At 69.0% G+C, this 16,221-nt stretch carries 13 protein-coding genes; 7 read left to right on the top strand and 6 right to left on the bottom strand.

Annotation, left to right across the window (positions count from 1 at the left end; all coding sequences use genetic code 11):
• The first annotated feature begins 246 nt into the window (after nt 1-246).
• Genes ABZ803_RS26105 through ABZ803_RS26095 form a run of 3 tightly spaced genes read left to right on the top strand, consistent with a single transcriptional unit; the run spans nt 247 to nt 2,061 of the window.
• The gene (locus tag ABZ803_RS26105; RefSeq protein ID WP_357043113.1) at nt 247-978 is read left to right on the top strand and encodes a rhomboid-like protein; all 732 of its coding nucleotides are present in this window, start codon (nt 247-249) and stop codon (nt 976-978) included.
• A 37-nt stretch (nt 979-1,015) separates the two neighbouring features.
• Complete coding sequence (gene nucS / locus ABZ803_RS26100; protein WP_040865179.1) at nt 1,016-1,705, top strand: endonuclease NucS; 690 nt, start codon at nt 1,016-1,018, stop codon at nt 1,703-1,705.
• Between the two features lie 47 nt (nt 1,706-1,752).
• Complete coding sequence (locus ABZ803_RS26095; protein WP_357043111.1) at nt 1,753-2,061, top strand: ATP/GTP-binding protein; 309 nt, start codon at nt 1,753-1,755, stop codon at nt 2,059-2,061.
• Between the two features lie 424 nt (nt 2,062-2,485).
• Here the strand turns inward: ABZ803_RS26095 and ABZ803_RS26090 are convergent, their stop codons facing one another.
• Nucleotides 2,486-3,487, bottom strand: a complete 1,002-nt coding sequence (locus ABZ803_RS26090; RefSeq protein ID WP_062971743.1) for a hypothetical protein — start codon at nt 3,485-3,487, stop codon at nt 2,486-2,488.
• Between the two features lie 86 nt (nt 3,488-3,573).
• On the bottom strand, nt 3,574-4,050 hold the full coding sequence (gene mce / locus ABZ803_RS26085; protein ID WP_040865181.1) for a methylmalonyl-CoA epimerase: 477 nt from the start codon (nt 4,048-4,050) through the stop codon (nt 3,574-3,576).
• A 125-nt stretch (nt 4,051-4,175) separates the two neighbouring features.
• Between mce and ABZ803_RS26080 the strand changes: the two genes are divergently transcribed.
• From ABZ803_RS26080 to ABZ803_RS26070, 3 genes are all read left to right on the top strand, one after another.
• On the top strand, nt 4,176-5,354 hold the full coding sequence (locus ABZ803_RS26080) for an acetyl-CoA C-acetyltransferase (RefSeq protein ID WP_357043109.1): 1,179 nt from the start codon (nt 4,176-4,178) through the stop codon (nt 5,352-5,354).
• Nucleotides 5,355-6,002: 648 nt separating this feature from the next.
• Entirely contained in the window at nt 6,003-6,371 is a 369-nt protein-coding gene (locus ABZ803_RS26075; RefSeq protein WP_357043107.1) for a DUF3817 domain-containing protein, read from the top strand.
• Between the two features lie 61 nt (nt 6,372-6,432).
• Nucleotides 6,433-7,281 (top strand): tetratricopeptide repeat protein, encoded by an 849-nt coding sequence (locus ABZ803_RS26070; protein ID WP_357043128.1) that lies wholly within the window; start codon nt 6,433-6,435, stop codon nt 7,279-7,281.
• A 438-nt stretch (nt 7,282-7,719) separates the two neighbouring features.
• Here ABZ803_RS26070 and glgB read toward each other — a convergent pair whose 3' ends face one another.
• The 4 genes from glgB to ABZ803_RS26050 form a co-directional block, all read right to left on the bottom strand.
• On the bottom strand, nt 7,720-9,873 hold the full coding sequence (glgB, locus tag ABZ803_RS26065; protein WP_357043105.1) for a 1,4-alpha-glucan branching protein GlgB: 2,154 nt from the start codon (nt 9,871-9,873) through the stop codon (nt 7,720-7,722).
• Nucleotides 9,870-11,873, bottom strand: a complete 2,004-nt coding sequence (locus ABZ803_RS26060; RefSeq protein WP_357043103.1) for an alpha-1,4-glucan--maltose-1-phosphate maltosyltransferase — start codon at nt 11,871-11,873, stop codon at nt 9,870-9,872. Before ABZ803_RS26060 ends, glgB begins: the two co-directional genes overlap by 4 nt.
• 222 nt (nt 11,874-12,095) lie before the next feature.
• Nucleotides 12,096-12,737 (bottom strand): LysE family translocator, encoded by a 642-nt coding sequence (locus ABZ803_RS26055; RefSeq protein WP_357043101.1) that lies wholly within the window; start codon nt 12,735-12,737, stop codon nt 12,096-12,098.
• A gap of 150 nt (nt 12,738-12,887) precedes the next feature.
• Complete coding sequence (locus tag ABZ803_RS26050; RefSeq protein WP_357043099.1) at nt 12,888-13,331, bottom strand: hypothetical protein; 444 nt, start codon at nt 13,329-13,331, stop codon at nt 12,888-12,890.
• 293 nt (nt 13,332-13,624) lie between these two features.
• On the opposite strand from ABZ803_RS26050, the gene glgP reads away from it, so the two are divergent.
• Nucleotides 13,625-16,198, top strand: coding sequence for an alpha-glucan family phosphorylase (gene glgP / locus ABZ803_RS26045; RefSeq protein ID WP_357043097.1), 2,574 nt, complete (start codon nt 13,625-13,627; stop codon nt 16,196-16,198).
• The last annotated feature ends 23 nt before the right edge of the window (nt 16,199-16,221 follow it).

The raw sequence follows: 16,221 nt of genomic DNA, 5'->3' as shown, positions 1-16,221 counted from the left end.
CCATTCCGAACCCGGAAGCTAAGCCTGCCAGCGCCGATGGTACTGCACTCGACAGGGTGTGGGAGAGTAGGACACCGCCGGAACATCCTTCACGAAAGGCCCTCGACACCGTCGAGGGCCTTTCGTCGTTTATCGAGCGATCCGTGTGTTTCGCAGCACGATCGCGGGGAAATACAAGCGTACGCAGCGTGCGGTCGGGATCATGGATGGCGGGGAGGCCGTCTCACGCGAGCAACGGAGGTATGTATGGTCGTCGCGACGACGCCGGATCGCCCGGCGCCGGTCGAGCCCGCCACGTCGGCGCAAGCGCGTTGGTGGCGGCCGAGGCTGCCCGCGACGGCGGCGTACTTGGCGGGGCTGATCATCGTCTCCGCGATCTTCTCGGCCCTGAGCGACTCCGCGCAGACCAGGATGGTGCTGCACGCGAGCACGAATCTGCACAACCTGTTGAGCGGCCGGTTGGGAACGCTGCTGGCGAGCGCGTTCGTGATCGGTGACGCCGTCGGGTCATGGGTCATCATCCCCTTGCTCGCCTGTCTGCTGGCCCTCGCCGAGCTGCGCTTCGGCGCGCTGAGACTGGTGCGGGTGTTCCTGGTCGGCCACGTCGGCGCCACTTTGCTCGTCGCGGCGGGTCTGTGGGTGGGCGTGCGAGCCGGGTGGGTCCCCGCGAGCATCCGCTGGGCCGAGGACGTCGGTGTCAGCTACGGGGCTATGGCACTGATCGGCGCGCTCGTCGCGGCGATGCCGTACCGATGGCGCGTCGCCTGGTCGACGGTGTGGTTCATCGTCGCGGTCGAGGGTGTGCTGATCGGACAGACCTTCACCCAGGCCGGGCACCTGGTGGCGCTCACGATCGGCACGGCGGTCGGATTCTTCATGATCTGGTCCAGGACGACCACCCGGCGACGGATCACCCGGATCGAGGGTGCCTTGCTCGCCGCGAGCGCGGTGCTGGCGGCGATTCTGCTCATGGGCTGACGGCAGCCGCGGTAGGGCGCTCGCCTACAGTGCTTGGGTGCGCCTAGTGATTGCTCGCTGTCAGGTCGACTACGTAGGGCGACTCACCGCCCATCTTCCGATGGCCCGAAGGCTACTGCTGATGAAAGCGGACGGCTCGGTGCTCGTGCACTCCGACGGCGGCTCATACAAGCCGCTGAACTGGATGAGCCCGCCCTGCCGGCTGGACGAACGCAACGGTGACGCGCAGCTACCGGACGGTGCGAAGGCGCTGTGGGTCGTCACCAACAAGGCCGGCGAGGAACTTCGCATCACCATCGAGGACATCGAGCACGACTCCTCCCACGAACTCGGCGTCGACCCAGGCCTGGTGAAGGACGGGGTGGAAGCCCACCTCCAAGAGCTCCTGGCCGAGCACGTGCACACGCTCGGCGCCGGGTTCACGCTCATCCGCCGCGAGTACATGACCGCGATCGGCCCGGTGGACCTGCTGTGCCGGGATGCCGACGGCGGCACGGTGGCGGTGGAGATCAAACGGCGCGGAGAGATCGACGGTGTCGAGCAGCTCACCCGTTACCTGGAGCTGCTGAACCGGGATCCGTTGCTGGCTCCGGTCGCGGGCGTCTTCGCCGCGCAACAGATCAAGCCGCAGGCGCGCACGCTCGCCGAGGATCGCGGCATCCGCTGCCTCACACTCGATTACGACGCCCTGCGTGGCACGGAGAGCAGCGAATTCCGCTTGTTCTGACCTCGGGGCAGTGCGAGGTGCGCACGGGCGAGTAATACCCTTGTCGCATGCCTCGCCGGAAACCGCGTTCGGATCGCTATGCCGAGCGCTCGCGGGCCGGTGGCGCACCACTGGGAGACGTTTTCGGACGGACCGAGGCCGGTCCGGACGGTGCGGAGACATATGTGGTGCGCACCATTCCCGGCGCCCGCGCGATCAAGACCTACCGCTGCCCCGGCTGTGACCACGAGATCCCACCGGGGGTCGCCCACATCGTCGCATGGCCCGCGTACGGCGGCGAAGACGACCGCAGGCATTGGCATCGTGGGTGCTGGAACGGGCGACAGACGCGCCGGATCACTCGTCGCTGGTCCTGACGTCGCGGGGGCATCGTCGCGGGCGACGTGCGGTCGAGTAGGTCGGCAGCGGATGGACGTGGCCGGCCACTTGTTGAAGTACCTGCGTGTCGCCCGACCAGCAGTGGTGTCCGGAAAGCTGGACGGCGAACACTTGGCGACGATTGCGACGGCAGGTGGGCAACCTCGCCGCGACTCGTGGGCTTCGGGCTTCTCCTCGGGCGCCGGGGTGAGCGGACGTTTCCGGTCTCCTCGGGCGCCGGGGTGAGCGGACGTTTCCGGGCGAGATCGGAATCTCGTCTCCTCGATCCGACGGTACGGCGCGCGTTCGCGATGTCCTTGCGCGTGGACCCGCTGGGTGCGGAATTAGGGAAGGCCGCCCCGGTGCGGAGCGGCCTTCGGTGATTTCGGTTGCGATTTGCTGCTGTCGCCGTTTGCTCCGACGTCAGTTGCTGATGTCGGCGCTCTCGCGCTCGTCCGAGTCGATGTCCTCGTCCTCGGTCGCGACCTCGGGGATCGCCTTCTGGCGGGAGCCGGTGACCGACTTGGTGTTGCCGCCGATCGACTTGCGCTGATCCGGAACACCGTCCAGCAGTTCGCTTTCCCGGTTGACCGCGGCGAGCATCGCGGGCACCGAGTCGAGCTGACCGCGGATACCGAGCAGCTGGGCGAGCACGCGGCCGCGCAGCACACGCATCTCCTCGGCCAGTTCCTTCGCGTGCGCGATCTTGCGCTCGGAGGTCTGGGTGGCGGAGGTGATGAGGCGGTTGGCCTCGTCGGTCGCGTCCTTGATCCGCTGGGCGGCCTCGGCGCGGCTGGTGGCTTCCAGCTCCTCCATGGCGCGAGTGAGCTTGGTGCGACGCTCGGCCATGGTGGCCTCGAAGTCCTGCTGGGTGGCCTTGCGCTTCGCGTCGGCTTCCTTCGCGATGCGGTCGGCCTCGGCCTGGGCGGCCTCGATGATCTTGGCGGACTCGGTGCGTGCGTTCGCGAGGGTCTGCTCGAATTCGATTTCGAGCGCCTCGCGCTTCTCCTTGGTCTCCGCGAGCAGCGACTCGTACTTGCCACGCATCTCGGTGGCCTGCTGCTCGGCGATCGACACCATCTCCGCGGCCTCGGCCTGGGCCAGCGCACGGACCTCGGACGCCTCGTCGGAGGCGAGCCGCAGCATTCGGGAAATGCGGTCGGACATACCTTCCGCGGTGGTCGGCGGCACCGAGAGTCGGTCGACCTCCTTACGGAGTTCGTCGATCTCGTCGCGCGCGTCTTCCAGCTGGCTGGCGAGGTTACGTGCTTGTGCCGCAGCCGCATCGCGGTCGGTGGCGGTGACTCTCAGTTCCGCGTCGAAGCGGTCGAAGTAATTACGCACCTCGTCTTGCGCATAACCCTTGCGCACAACGGTGAAGGGCAGTGCAACGAAGCGATTGCGATCGGACTCGGGTGACGACATGGCACACAAACTACAGCCTGAAGACAGCCGATGGTGACTCGACTGCGAATGTCATTCCAACGAGTTTTCCCGACCTGACGGCGATACTAGTGCGTAACATTCGCGTTCGGTTCGACCAACTCGATCAGCACACCTCCAGCATCCTTCGGGTGGATGAAATTGATGCGGGAATCGGCTGTTCCGTGCCGTGGGGCCTCGTACAGCAAACGCAGACCCTTGGCGCGCAGGTGCGCGGAGACGGCCTCGATGTCGGTCACCCGGTAGGCCAGTTGCTGCAAGCCGGGGCCGTTACGGTCGATGAACTTCGCGATGGTCGACTCCTCGTTGAGCGGAGCCAGCAACTGCAGGGCAGTGGCCCGGTCCGGTGCGCCCGGCAGCGACAGCATCGCCTCGTGCACGCCCTGGGCCTCGTTGACCTCGCGGTGGGTCTCGATCATGCCGAGGTTCTCGGCGTACCAGGCGACCGCGGTGTCCAGGTCCGGCACCGCGATGCCGACGTGGTCGACCGCGGTGACGTAGTCGGCTGGGATGAAAGATGACTGTTCGATAACGTTGCTCACCATTCGAAAGTAGCGCGACCTGGCACGGGGCGCGCGGGGCGCACCCGCTACCGTTGAGTAGAACACCTGCTCTCGTGGCGCCCCGGTGCGGGCGCGAGCAGGTCCGATCTACGAATGCGAGGCTCGTCGTGACCACTTCCGTGATCGTCTCCGGTGCGCGTACCCCGGTCGGCAAGCTGCTCGGAGGTCTGAAGGACTTCAGCGGTTCCGATCTGGGCGGGTTCGCGATCAAGGCGGCGCTGGAGAAGGGCGGTGTCGCGCCCGACCAGGTCGACTACGTCATCATGGGCCAGGTGCTCACCGCGGGCGCGGGGCAGATCCCGGCCCGCCAGGCGGCGGTGGCCGCGGGCATCCCGATGGATGTGCCCGCCCTGACGCTGAACAAGGTCTGCCTGTCCGGCATCAACGCGATCGCCCTCGCCGACCAGCTGATCCGCGCGGGCGAGTACGAGATCGTCGTCGCGGGCGGCCAGGAGTCCATGAGCCGGGCGCCGCACCTGCTGGAGAAGAGCAGGGAGGGCTTCAAGTACGGCGATGTGACCCTGCGCGACCACATGGCCTACGACGGCCTGCACGACATCTTCACCGATCAGGCCATGGGCGCGCTCACCGAGCAGCGCAACGAGGCCGACCGGATCACCCGGGAGGACCAGGACGCGTTCGCGGCGGCTTCGCACCAGCGGGCGGCGGCGGCGTGGAAGAACGGCGTCTTCGACGACGAGGTGGTCCCGGTCGCGGTGCCGCAGCGCAAGGGCGATCCGGTGCTGGTGACCACGGACGAGGGCGTTCGCGCCGACACCACCGCGGAGTCGCTGGCCAAGCTGCGTCCGGCGTTCCGCAAGGACGGCACCATCACCGCGGGCACCGCGTCGCAGATCTCCGATGGCGCCGCCGCGGTCGTGGTGATGAGCAAGGAGAAGGCGCAGTCGCTGGGGCTGAGCTGGATCGCCGAGATCGGCGCGGCCGGCGTGGTCGCCGGTCCCGACTCGACCTTGCAGGACCAGCCCGCCAACGCGATCGCCAAAGCCTGCGCTCGCGAGGGCATCTCACCCGCCGACCTGGACCTGGTGGAGATCAACGAGGCGTTCGCCGCGGTCGGTGTCGCGTCCACCCGCAAGCTGGGCATCGACCCCGAGAAGGTGAACGTCAACGGTGGCGCGATCGCCATCGGCCACCCGCTGGGCATGTCCGGCGCCCGCATCCTGCTGCACCTGGTGCTCGAGCTGAAGCGCCGCGGCGGTGGCGTCGGCGCGGCAGCACTCTGCGGTGGCGGCGGGCAGGGTGACGCGCTGATCGTCCGCGTCTGATGGTCGTGGGGTGACACCCCACGCTGAGGAATCAACCGATGGCCGCCCCGAGTGGGCGGCCATCGGTCGTTCGGCCGACTCGCTCGGCTCACCCCGAGCCCCGGGGACATGCAGCCGGGCGGCCAGAGGGGGCTGCCTCCGCAAAATGACGAGCATGTGCCGTTCGTGCCCCGGCACTCAGGTGGCCGCGTCGTCGATGAAGGAGCAAGCAGCCGAGGCCGCAACATGAAGTCGGCGATCGCCGTGCATAAGCGAAGGGCGATCGAGAGCCGCCGGTTGGTGTGCTTTCTGTCGTGTGTCGGCGTTCGGACGTGCGTGGCGCACCGCAACCCTGGGTTTCGGGCTCGGACGTGCGTGGCGCACCGCAACCCTGGGTTTCGGGCTCGGACGTGCGTGGCGCACCGCAACCCGTTTCGGGCGAGGAGTCGTGTGGGCCGCCGGTTGGCGTGGGCTTTGTCGTGTCTTCGCGTTCCGACGCGCCCGGCTCACCTCAACTCCCGGTTTCGAGCGAAGCGAGACCGAGCATGTTCCGTTCGCGAGCCACAAAGGGGCCGCGAACACCCAGCGCCGCAGGCGCTGCAAATCGAACACAGCAATTTAGACACAACTCACTACGACAGTGTGTAGTGCATCCGGCACAATGGGCGCATGGGCAATGTCTTCGACCTGAGCACGGTGGCCAAGCGGTTTCGATTCGTCGCGGTGCTGGAGGCGATCTCCTGGTTTCTGCTGATCATCGGGATGGTGTTCAAGCGGATCCCCGAGCCGGTGCTGTGGCCGGTCAAGGTGTTCGGCATGACGCACGGCATCGTGTTCGTGCTGTTCGTGATCACCGCGATCGTCGCCGCGCGCGAGCTGGGCTGGAGTGCCAAGACGACCGTTCTGGCGCTGCTGTCGAGCATTCCGCCGTTCTGCACGGTGCTGTTCGAGGTGTGGGCGGTGCGCTCGGGGCAGTTGGGTGAGCTGAGCAACGCCGGTTCGGTCGAGTCCGGGGCACCCGCATCCGCCACGTCGTGACAAACTGGAAGCCGTGAATCGACCAGCCGCACGCCGTCCTTCGCCCGCTGTCGCCGCTGCCATGTCCGGCGCGGTCGATCTGTCCAGCCTGAAGCAGCCCGTGGCAAGCGCGGGCGGTGCGGCAGGCGGCGACCACGCGGTGTCGGAGGCGGATTTCGAGACCAAGGTCCTGCGCCGTTCCATGCAGGTGCCCGTGGTGGTCGTGCTGTATTCGCAGCGCAGTCCGGGCAGCGTCGAACTGGTGCGGACGCTGGAGCATCTGGTGGCCGCCGACGGCGGTACCTGGGACCTGGCCACGGTCGAAGCCGAGGCCAATATGCGGATCGCGCAGGCGCTGCGGGTGCAGGGCATTCCGACGGTCATCGCGATCGCGGCCGGGCAGCCGCTGGCCGATTTCGAGGGCGCGCAACCGGAGCCGCAGGTACGGCAGTGGCTGAACGCGGTGGTCGACGCGGTCGCGGGCAAGCTGGAAGGTGGCGAGCAGCCGCAGGAGCCTGCCGAGGACCCGCGTTTCGCGGCGGCCGAGGCGGCGCTGGAGCAGGGTGACCTGGCCGGCGCGGAGGCCGCCTACCAAGCGATCATCGACGCCGAGCCCGCGAACGAGGAGGCCAAGGGCGCGCTGCGCCAGCTGCGCTTCCTCGCCCGGGCACAGGAACTGCCGGAGTCGGCCATCGCGGATGCCGACGCCGACCCGTCGAACGTCGACGCCGCGGTCCAGGCCGCCGATCTCGAGTTGTTCCAGCAGCGGCCCGAGGCGGCTTTCGATCGGTTGATCGCCGTCGTCAAGCGCACCTCTGGTGACGACCGCACCAAGGCGCGGACTCGCCTGCTCGAGCTGTTCGAACTGTTCGACCAGGCCGAGCCGTTCGTCGTGGCCGCGCGCCGCAAGCTGGCCGCAGCGCTGTACTGAGTCCGCCGGGTGGCCCGTGTCGCGGGCGCTGGGGCAGGTCGTTCGCTCGGAGCGGGCGGGGCGGATGCGCCGGATCCGAATCGGCGGCGCGATCCGCTCGCTGCCCTCCCTGGGGCCCAGCCGCGAACCGCGCACTCACGTGCTCGATTACGGGGTGAGCGGGTCTGCCCCCGAGTCCGTTCGTCGCCTCCCCGGCGCAGTGCCGACGCGGATGTTCATCCCGGTCGGCGGCGCAATTCGGGCGTCGCTGCGCGCCCTGCGGCCGACGCCGGTCCGGTAGGGCGAACGCGGTGTCGGTCGATTCGTCGCTGGTGAAGTGAGCGACTGCCGCGCACGTGCCACGACCGAGCATCGCAGTCGGCGGGCTCGGAGCCGCGCCCTCGGCCGTAACTGGTGCCTCCGGACGGGGTGCCAGGGCTGGAAGTGGTCTTCGAGTTCCTAGACCGGACGCAGCCAGACCGCGCTGTGCGGCGCGAGCGTCACGGCGGCCGAGGCGGGACGGTCGTGCCACGGCTCGTCGGTCGCCAGTACCTCGCCCAGGTTGCCGAGGCCGGAGCCGCCGTAGCTCTCCGCGTCGGTGTTGAGGATCTCCAGCCAGCGGCCCCGGTGCGGCAGGCCGACCCGGTACGCGTCGTGCGTCGCCCCGGAGAAGTTGTAGACGCAGGCCAGCACGGAGCCGTCGGAGCCGTAGCGCAGGAACGCCAGCACGTTGTTCGCCGGGTCGTTCGCCTCGATCCAGGCGTAGCCGCCCGGGGCGGTGTCCTGGCTCCACAGCGCGGGGTGGGCGCGGTAGACCGCGTTCAGGTCGCACACCAGCGCGGTGATGCCCTGGTGCAGCGGGTTGTCCCGTTCGTGCCAGTCCAGGCCGCGATCGTGCGACCATTCCTGGACCTGGCCGAAGTCCTGGCCCATGAAAAGCAGCTGTTTACCCGGGTGGGCCCACATATAGGCCAGCAGCGATCGCACGCCCGCGGCCTTGGCGAAATCGTCGCCGGGCATCCTGGTCCAGAGTGTGCCTTTGCCGTGCACGACCTCGTCGTGGCTGATCGGCAGCACGTAGTTCTCGCTCCAGGCGTAGACCAGCGAGAAGGTGATCTCGTTGTGGTGCCAGGAGCGGTGCACCGGGTCGCGGCCGAGGAACCCGAGGGTGTCGTGCATCCAGCCCATGTTCCATTTCATGGTGAAACCGAGACCGCCGACGTCGGTCCCGCGGGTGACGCCGGGCCAGGTGGTGGACTCCTCGGCGATCGTGACGACGCCGGGGTGGTGCCGATGCAGGGTTTCGTTGAGGTCCTGCAGGAAGTCGACGGCCTCCAGGTTCTCCCGGCCGCCGTGCACGTTGGGCTCCCACTGGCCTTCGGCGCGGGAGTAGTCGAGGTAGAGCATGGAGGCGACCGCGTCGACGCGCAGGCCGTCGATGTGGAATTCCTCGATCCAGTAGCGCGCGTTGGCGATGAGGAAGTTGCGCACCTCGTGTCTGCCGAAATCGAACACGTAGGTGCCCCAGTCGAGTTGCTCACCCCGGCGCGGGTCGGCGTGCTCGTAGAGCGGTGTGCCGTCGAAGCGGGCCAGCGCCCATTCGTCGCGCGGGAAGTGCGCCGGTACCCAGTCCAGCAGGACGCCGATATCCGCCGCGTGCATGCGATCGACGAACGCGCGGAAATCGTCGGGGGAGCCGAAACGCGCCGTGGGCGCGTAGTAGGAGGTGACCTGATATCCCCAGGAGCCGCCGAATGGATGCTCGGCGATGGGGAGCAACTCGATATGGGTGTATCCGGTCGCTCGCACGTAGTCGGCGAGCTGCTCGGCCAGTTCGCGGTAACCGAGGCCCGGTCGCCACGAACCGAGATGCACCTCGTAGACGCTCATCGGGGCGCGGGTCGGGTCGGTGGCGGCGCGCCGCTCGAGCCATGCGCGGTCGTGCCAGGCGTGGTGGCTTTCGGTGACCACCGACGCGGTCGCCGGAGGGTGTTCGGTGGCGAAGGCGAGCGGGTCGGCGTGATCGACGGTCCGTCCGTCGGCGCCGTGCACGCGGTATTTGTACTTGGTGCCCGGCTCGACACCCGGGACGAAGACTTCCCAGATACCGGAGGAGCCCAGCGCGCGCATCGGCGCGGTGTTGCCGCTCCAGCCGTCGAAGTCGCCGAACACGGTGACGCCGCGCGCGTTCGGCGCCCACACCGCGAACGACGTGCCCGTGACCTCACCGTCGAGGGTGGTGTAGCGGCGCGGGTGCGCGCCGAGTACCTCCCACAGGTGTTCGTGACGTCCTTCGCCGATCAGATGCAGGTCGAGTTCGCCGAGCGTGGGCAGGAAACGGTAGCCGTCGGCGCTGATGATCGTCTGGCCGCCGGGATAGGTCGTCACTACGCGATAGTCCATGATCTCCGGGTACGGCAGCACCGCGGCGAATATGCCGTGATCCAGGGACTTCAGCGCGTGATCGACGCCGCCGACCCGCACCGACACGGTCTGGGCGTGCGGGCGCAGCACCCGCACCGCCGTGCCGTCGGGATGGGTATGCGCGCCGAGCACGGTGTGCGGGTCGGGATGGGTGCCCGCCGCGAGCAGCATGAGATCGCGGCGTTTCATCGCAGGGTCCTGCGGTAGGCCAGCTCGGTGCGAGCCTGCTGGGATACCGGAGGCAGCGCGATGATGTGCGCGACGGTATGCGCGGGGTCCAACCGCACGTAATTGGTCTGGGCCCAGTGGTATTCCTCGCCGCTGACCTCGTCGTACACCACCGGATGGTCGTGCCACTCGCGGCCGATCGCGGGCAGATCGAGCGAGAGCATGCCCCACTCGGCGCCGTACGGGTTGAGATTCACCACGACCAGCACCGCGTCGCCGCCGACGGGGTCGATCTTGGAGTAGGCGAGCAGCGCGTCGTTGTCCACGTGATGGAAATGCAGGCAGCGCAGCTGTTGCAAGGCGGGGTGCGCCCGGCGGATCTCGTTGAGCCGGGTGAGCCACGGCTCCAGCGATTCTCCGCGCGCGAGCGCCTCGGCGAAGGGGCGCGGGCGCAGTTCGTACTTCTCCGAGTCGAGGTACTCCTCGCTGTCGGGGCGCACCGCCTGATGCTCGAACAGTTCGAAGCCGGAGTAGACGCCCCAGGTGGGGGCGAGGGTGGCGGCCAGGACGGCGCGGATGGCGAACATCCCCGGTCCGCCGTGCTGGAGGCTCTCGTGCAGGATGTCCGGAGTGTTGACGAAGAGGTTCGGACGGGCCTCGTCGGCCTTCGCGGCCAATTCGTTGCCGAACTCGGTGAGTTCCCACTTGGCCACCCGCCAGGTGAAATACGTGTAGGACTGGCTGAACCCGCGCCGGGCGAGTCCGTAGAGCCTGGCGGGGCGGGTGAACGCCTCGGACAGGAAGATGACGTCCGGATCGGTGCGCCACACGTTGCCGATCAGCCACTCCCAGAAATCGGCGGGCTTGGTGTGCGGGTTGTCCACGCGGAAGATCTTGACGCCCAGGTCGATCCAGTGCCGGACCACCCGCAGCACCTCGGCGTAGAGGCCGTCGGGATCGTTGTCGAAATTGACCGGGTAGATGTCCTGGTACTTCTTCGGCGGGTTCTCCGCGTAGGCGATGGTTCCGTCGGGCAGCGTGGTGAACCACTCCGGGTGCGCCTGCACCCAGGGATGATCGGGCGCGCACTGCAAGGCGAGGTCGAGCGCCACCTCGAGGCCGAGTTCGCGGGCCGCCGCGACGAATTCGGCGAAATCGTCTTCGGTGCCCAGATCCGGATGCACGGCATCGTGACCGCCGTGCTTCGAGCCGATGGCCCACGGCGAGCCGACGTCACCCGGCTCGGCGGTGAGCGCGTTGTTGCGTCCCTTGCGGTTGATTTCGCCGATGGGGTGGATGGGTGGCAGGTACACCACGTCGAAACCCATGGCCGCGATACGCGGAAGCTCCCTCGCCGCGGTGGCGAAGGTGCCGTGCACGGGTTTGCCGCTGGCATCGCGGCCGCCGGTCGAGCGTGGGAAGAACTCGTACCAGGAGCCATAGAGCGCGCGGTGCCGCTCGACCTGGACGATGTGCTGCGGCCCCCGGGTGACCAGGTCGCGCAGCGGCGTGGCGCGCAGGATCTCGGCGACCTCCTCGGTGAAGGCCGGCGCCACCCGCGCGGGCAGTTGGTCGTCGCCGCGCAGCGCCGCCGCGACCGCGCGTAAGCGCTGGAACTGCTTCTTGGGTACGGCCTGGGCAGCGCGATCGAACAGGCGGGCACCCAATTCGAGGTCGTTGGCCAGATCGGCGGCGCTCTGCCCGACCGCCAGCTTCTCCTCGATCGCCGAGCGCCAGGTCGCGATCGGATCGCTCCAGCCTTCGATCCGGTAGGTCCACACGCCAGGAGTGTTGGGGGTGAAGGTCGCGTTGAAGACGTCGGGCTCGTAGTCCGGCGTCATGCGGATGCGGGAGGGCCGCGAGGCGCCGGGGCCGCGGACGACGAGCGTGGCGGCGACGGCGTCGTGCCCTTCTCGCCACACCACGGTGCGCACCGGGAATACTTCGCCGACCACCGCCTTGGCGGGCCGGCCGCCTGGGATGGACGGTGCAGTGTCATCGATAGCGATGCGGCCGGTCACGGGACCAACCTACCGGTTACCGGCCCTCTGGACGGGATCGGCGAGGTTTCCCGCCCGCCCCCGCCGAGGTCGCGGCTGCTGAATCCGCATCGGCTCGGCGCGCGGCTGTCGAAGCGACCCCGGCGGTCGAGCCGGGAGCGTTGCCTGCCGCAACTCCGCATTCCGGTGGGTTGTGTGCTCGATCCGGCGAGTGCCGTCGGCGCAGCTACTGTGCTGTTCCGGTCAGCGCGCGTCGGCGGCGAGGCCGAGGCCGAGCGCGACCAGGACCGCGCCGAGCGCGCGTTCGACCCGCTGCCGGATCCCGGTGCGGCGCAGCCACGCGCCCGCGCGGTCGGCGGCCAGGACCACGCCGACGCACCACGCGGTGTCGAGCACCAACTGGATCAGCGCCAGGATCACCACGGTCGGCAGCACCGGACCGTCGGACGGAAGGAATTGCGGAAGGATCGTCAATCCGAAGACGGCCGCCTTGGGATTGGCCGCGATCGACACCAGCGAGGCGCGGAAGGCGGCGGCGGGTGTGCGACCAGCGGGGAGCATCTTCGTCATCGCACTGCCGAACTCGTCGCCACCGCGCGCACCCCGCCACGCCTGCACGCCGAGCCAGATCAGCACGAGCGCGCCGACCACGTGCACCGTCGCGTTCACGGCTCGGTTCGCGACCAGCAGGACCGACAGCCCCGCCCCACCCGCCAGCGTCCAGCCGAGCACGCCGATCTCGTTTCCGGCCACCGCCGCCAGGCCCGCGGCGCGACCGTCACGCACCGCGCGCTGGAGGAACAACGCGGTCGCCGGGCCCGGCAGCGCGGCGATGAGCAGGCAGGCCGTCAGGAATTGCGGAAGAACGTCGACCCAGTGCGGCATCAGCCGATGCTGTCACCTCGGCTTCCGTCGGGCCACGTATTTTCCGCGCGTGCGCGTACTGCCGGCAATGCGAGGTGCCCGGGTGGCCGCGGCCGGAGAGCACCGCTCTGGTGGCCACCCGGGCGCTCACCTGACTGCCGGGAGTCGCGCTTACGGCATGACCATGCAGGCGAAGCCGAGGTTCATGCCGTTGCCCACCGTCATCACCGGCGAGGTCCAAGCGGGACCGGTGCCCTGCACCGCGGAGATCGTGTGTTGCCCGGTCGCGTCGGGCATCCAGACGGTGGTCGCCTGGTTGCCGACCACGGGTGCGGGATTCGGGGAGAACGAGCCCGCGGCGTTGTCGGTGAATTGGACGGGCTCGGACGACGGAATGTTGTCCACCGTTGCCGTCACCCGGTACTGGCAGTTGGTCCCGTAGTTCCCGAAACCGAAAGTCATTCCTTGGGCCGGGCTCGCCGTTGCCGTCGTGACCGCCGCCCCGGCGGTGGGCGCGACGAGAACGAATGCCGCCGCGAGAGCTCCGAACCCCGTGAGCGCTGCTCCAGTGCGCGACCAGCGCCGATCGCGGGCGCGATTTGGGTGTGCTGTCATCCACATCTCGATCACTCCCGTACTGATTTCGGTTGGTGCGGCCGGTTGGTCCGCACAGCTTGTGGGTTTGCCCGGCGTTCTCGGGTTCACAAGCGAGCGCGGGTCTCGATCGGGTAGCGGGAGGGGGCGCGCCGGTGCGCGTCGTGTGGCCGTTCTGTGACGGTAGAGCGCGTTACGCACGATCGGGTGGGCTGATCTCGTCCATGCCCGACCGGGAAACATGCTGGTCGAAAGGTTTTCCGGGGCGTGGTCACGCGGCGCGGCCGCTCCGGGCGCCGTGTAGTTTCTACCGAATGAAGGCATTGCGTCGTTTCACCGTCCGTGCCCATCTGCCCGAGCGCCTGGCTGCCCTTGGTGAGCTCGCCACGAATCTGCGCTGGTCGTGGCATCCACCGACGCAGGACCTGTTCGCCGCGCTCGACCCACGGCGCTGGCAGGAGATGGGACACGACCCGGTCCGGATGCTGGGCGAGGTGCCCGCGGCGCGGCTGGACGAGCTGGCCGCCGATGCCGGCTATGTCGCGCGTGTCGACGCCGCGGCGGCGGAGCTGCGCGATTATCTGGCGGCGCCGGGCTGGTTCCAGCGCCGAACGGGGGAGGAGGGGGTGCGGGGCATCGCCTACTTCTCGATGGAGTTCGGCGTCACCGAGGTGCTGCCGAACTACTCGGGCGGCCTCGGCATCCTGGCGGGCGACCATTTGAAGGGCGCCTCCGACCTCGGCCTGCCGCTGATCGGGGTGGGATTGCTGTACCGCTCGGGCTACTTCCGGCAGTCGCTGACGACCGACGGCTGGCAGGCCGAGCACTATCCGGCGCTGGACCCGCAGGGCTTGCCGTTGCGGGCGCTCACCTCCGACGGCTCGCCGGTGCTCATCCACGTGGCGATGCCCGACCGCAGGGTGCTGCGTGCGCGGGTGTGGATCGCCCAGGTGGGCCGGGTTCCGCTGTTGCTGCTGGACTCCGACATCGCCGAGAACGACCCGGAGTTGCGCGCGGTCACCGACCGGCTCTACGGCGGCGATCAGGAGCATCGCATCCGCCAGGAGATCCTCGCGGGCATCGGCGGTGTCCGGGCGGTGCGCGCGTACACCGCGTCCGCGGGCCTGCCCGATCCCGACGTGTTCCACATGAACGAAGGCCACGCCGGTTTCCTCGGTGTGGAGCGCATCCGCGAATTCGTCGCGGCGGGGCAGGATTTCGATTCCGCACTCGCCGCCGTGCGGGCGGGCACGGTGTTCACGACGCATACGCCGGTCCCGGCGGGCATCGATCGGTTCCCTATGCCGATGGTGCGGCGCTACTTCGGCGGTGCGCACGGAGAATCCGAATCCGCCCTGCTGCCCGGTCTTTCGGTGGACCGCATCGTGGCGCTCGGCCGGGAAGCCGACCCCTCCGTCTTCAATATGGCGCACATGGGTCTGCGACTGGCGCAGCGCGCCAACGGTGTCTCGAAGCTGCACGGCGCGGTGAGCCGGTCGATGTTCGCCTCGCTGTGGCCGGGTTTCGACCCGGCGGAGGTGCCGATCGGTTCGGTCACCAACGGCGTGCACGCCACCACGTGGGCCGCGCGCGAATGGGTGGACAAGGCGCGCGAGCACATCGGCGCGGAACTGCTCGAGGAGGGGCGCGGCTGGGAACGGCTGCGCGACGTCGATCTCACCGAGCTGTGGTCCACCCGTAACACCCTGCGCGGCATCCTCGTCGACGAGGTGCGCCGCAGGGTGCGCGCGTCCTGGTTGGAGCGCGGCGCCGCGGAGGCCGAACTCGGCTGGGTGAACGGAGTCTTCGACCCGAATGTGCTCACCGTCGGATTCGCCCGCCGGGTGCCGACCTACAAGCGCCTCACTCTCATGCTGCGCGACCCGCAGCGGCTGCGTGCCCTGCTGCTGGACCCGCGGCGGCCGATGCAGCTGGTCGTCGCGGGCAAGAGTCACCCGGCCGATGACGGCGGCAAGGCGCTCATCCAGCAGGTGGTCCGCTTCGCCGACGATCCCGAGGTGCGGCACCGGATCGTCTTCCTGCCGGACTACGACATGTCGATGGCCCGCTACCTGTACTGGGGTTGCGACGTCTGGCTGAACAACCCGCTGCGCCCGCTGGAGGCGTGCGGCACCTCCGGCATGAAATCCGCGCTGAACGGCGGGCTCAATCTGTCCATCCGGGACGGCTGGTGGGACGAGATGTTCGACGGCGAGAACGGATGGTCCATTCCGACCGCGGAGGGCGTCCGGGACGAGCACCGCCGCGACGATCTGGAGGCCGCCGCGCTCTACGACCTGTTCGAGCGGGCGGTGGCGCCGCGCTTCTACGAGCGCGACGCGTCCGGGATGCCGGTGCGCTGGGTCGAGATGGTTCGCCACACCTTGCAGACCTTGGGACCGAAGGTCCTGGCTTCCCGGATGGTGCGCGACTACGCCGTGGAGTACTACGCTCCCGCCGCCGCGGCTCATCAGCGGGCGACGGCCGACGATTTCGCCGTCGCGCGGGCCGTCGCCGAGTACCGGCAACGGGTCGAGTCGGCCTGGCCCTCGGTCAAGGTGATCCAGGTCGACAGCGCGGGGCTGCCGGACACGCCGGTCATCGGGGCGCGGCTGTCGCTGACCGCGCGGGTCGAGCTCGGCGGATTGAGCGTGCCCGACGTGGTGGTGCAGGCGGTGCTCGGCCGGGTGTCGGCCACCGACGACCTCTCCGACACCACGACGGTCCCGATGACGCACACGGGGTCCGACGCCGGCGCCGAGCTGTTCACCGTCGACACTCCGCTGCCGCTGTCCGGCGCGGTCGGCTACACCGTGCGCGTGCTGCCGCACAACGAACTGCTGGCCTCCGACGCCGAACTCGGGTTGGTCTCCGCGCCGAGCGCCTAGTCCCGGTGGCGCCGGTCACGATG

This window comes from Nocardia sp. NPDC047648, assembly GCF_040642815.1.
Lineage (GTDB): Bacteria > Actinomycetota > Actinomycetes > Mycobacteriales > Mycobacteriaceae > Nocardia > Nocardia gamkensis.
Note: the sequence above shows the minus strand (reverse complement) of the source record. Positions and strands in the feature narration are given on the sequence as shown.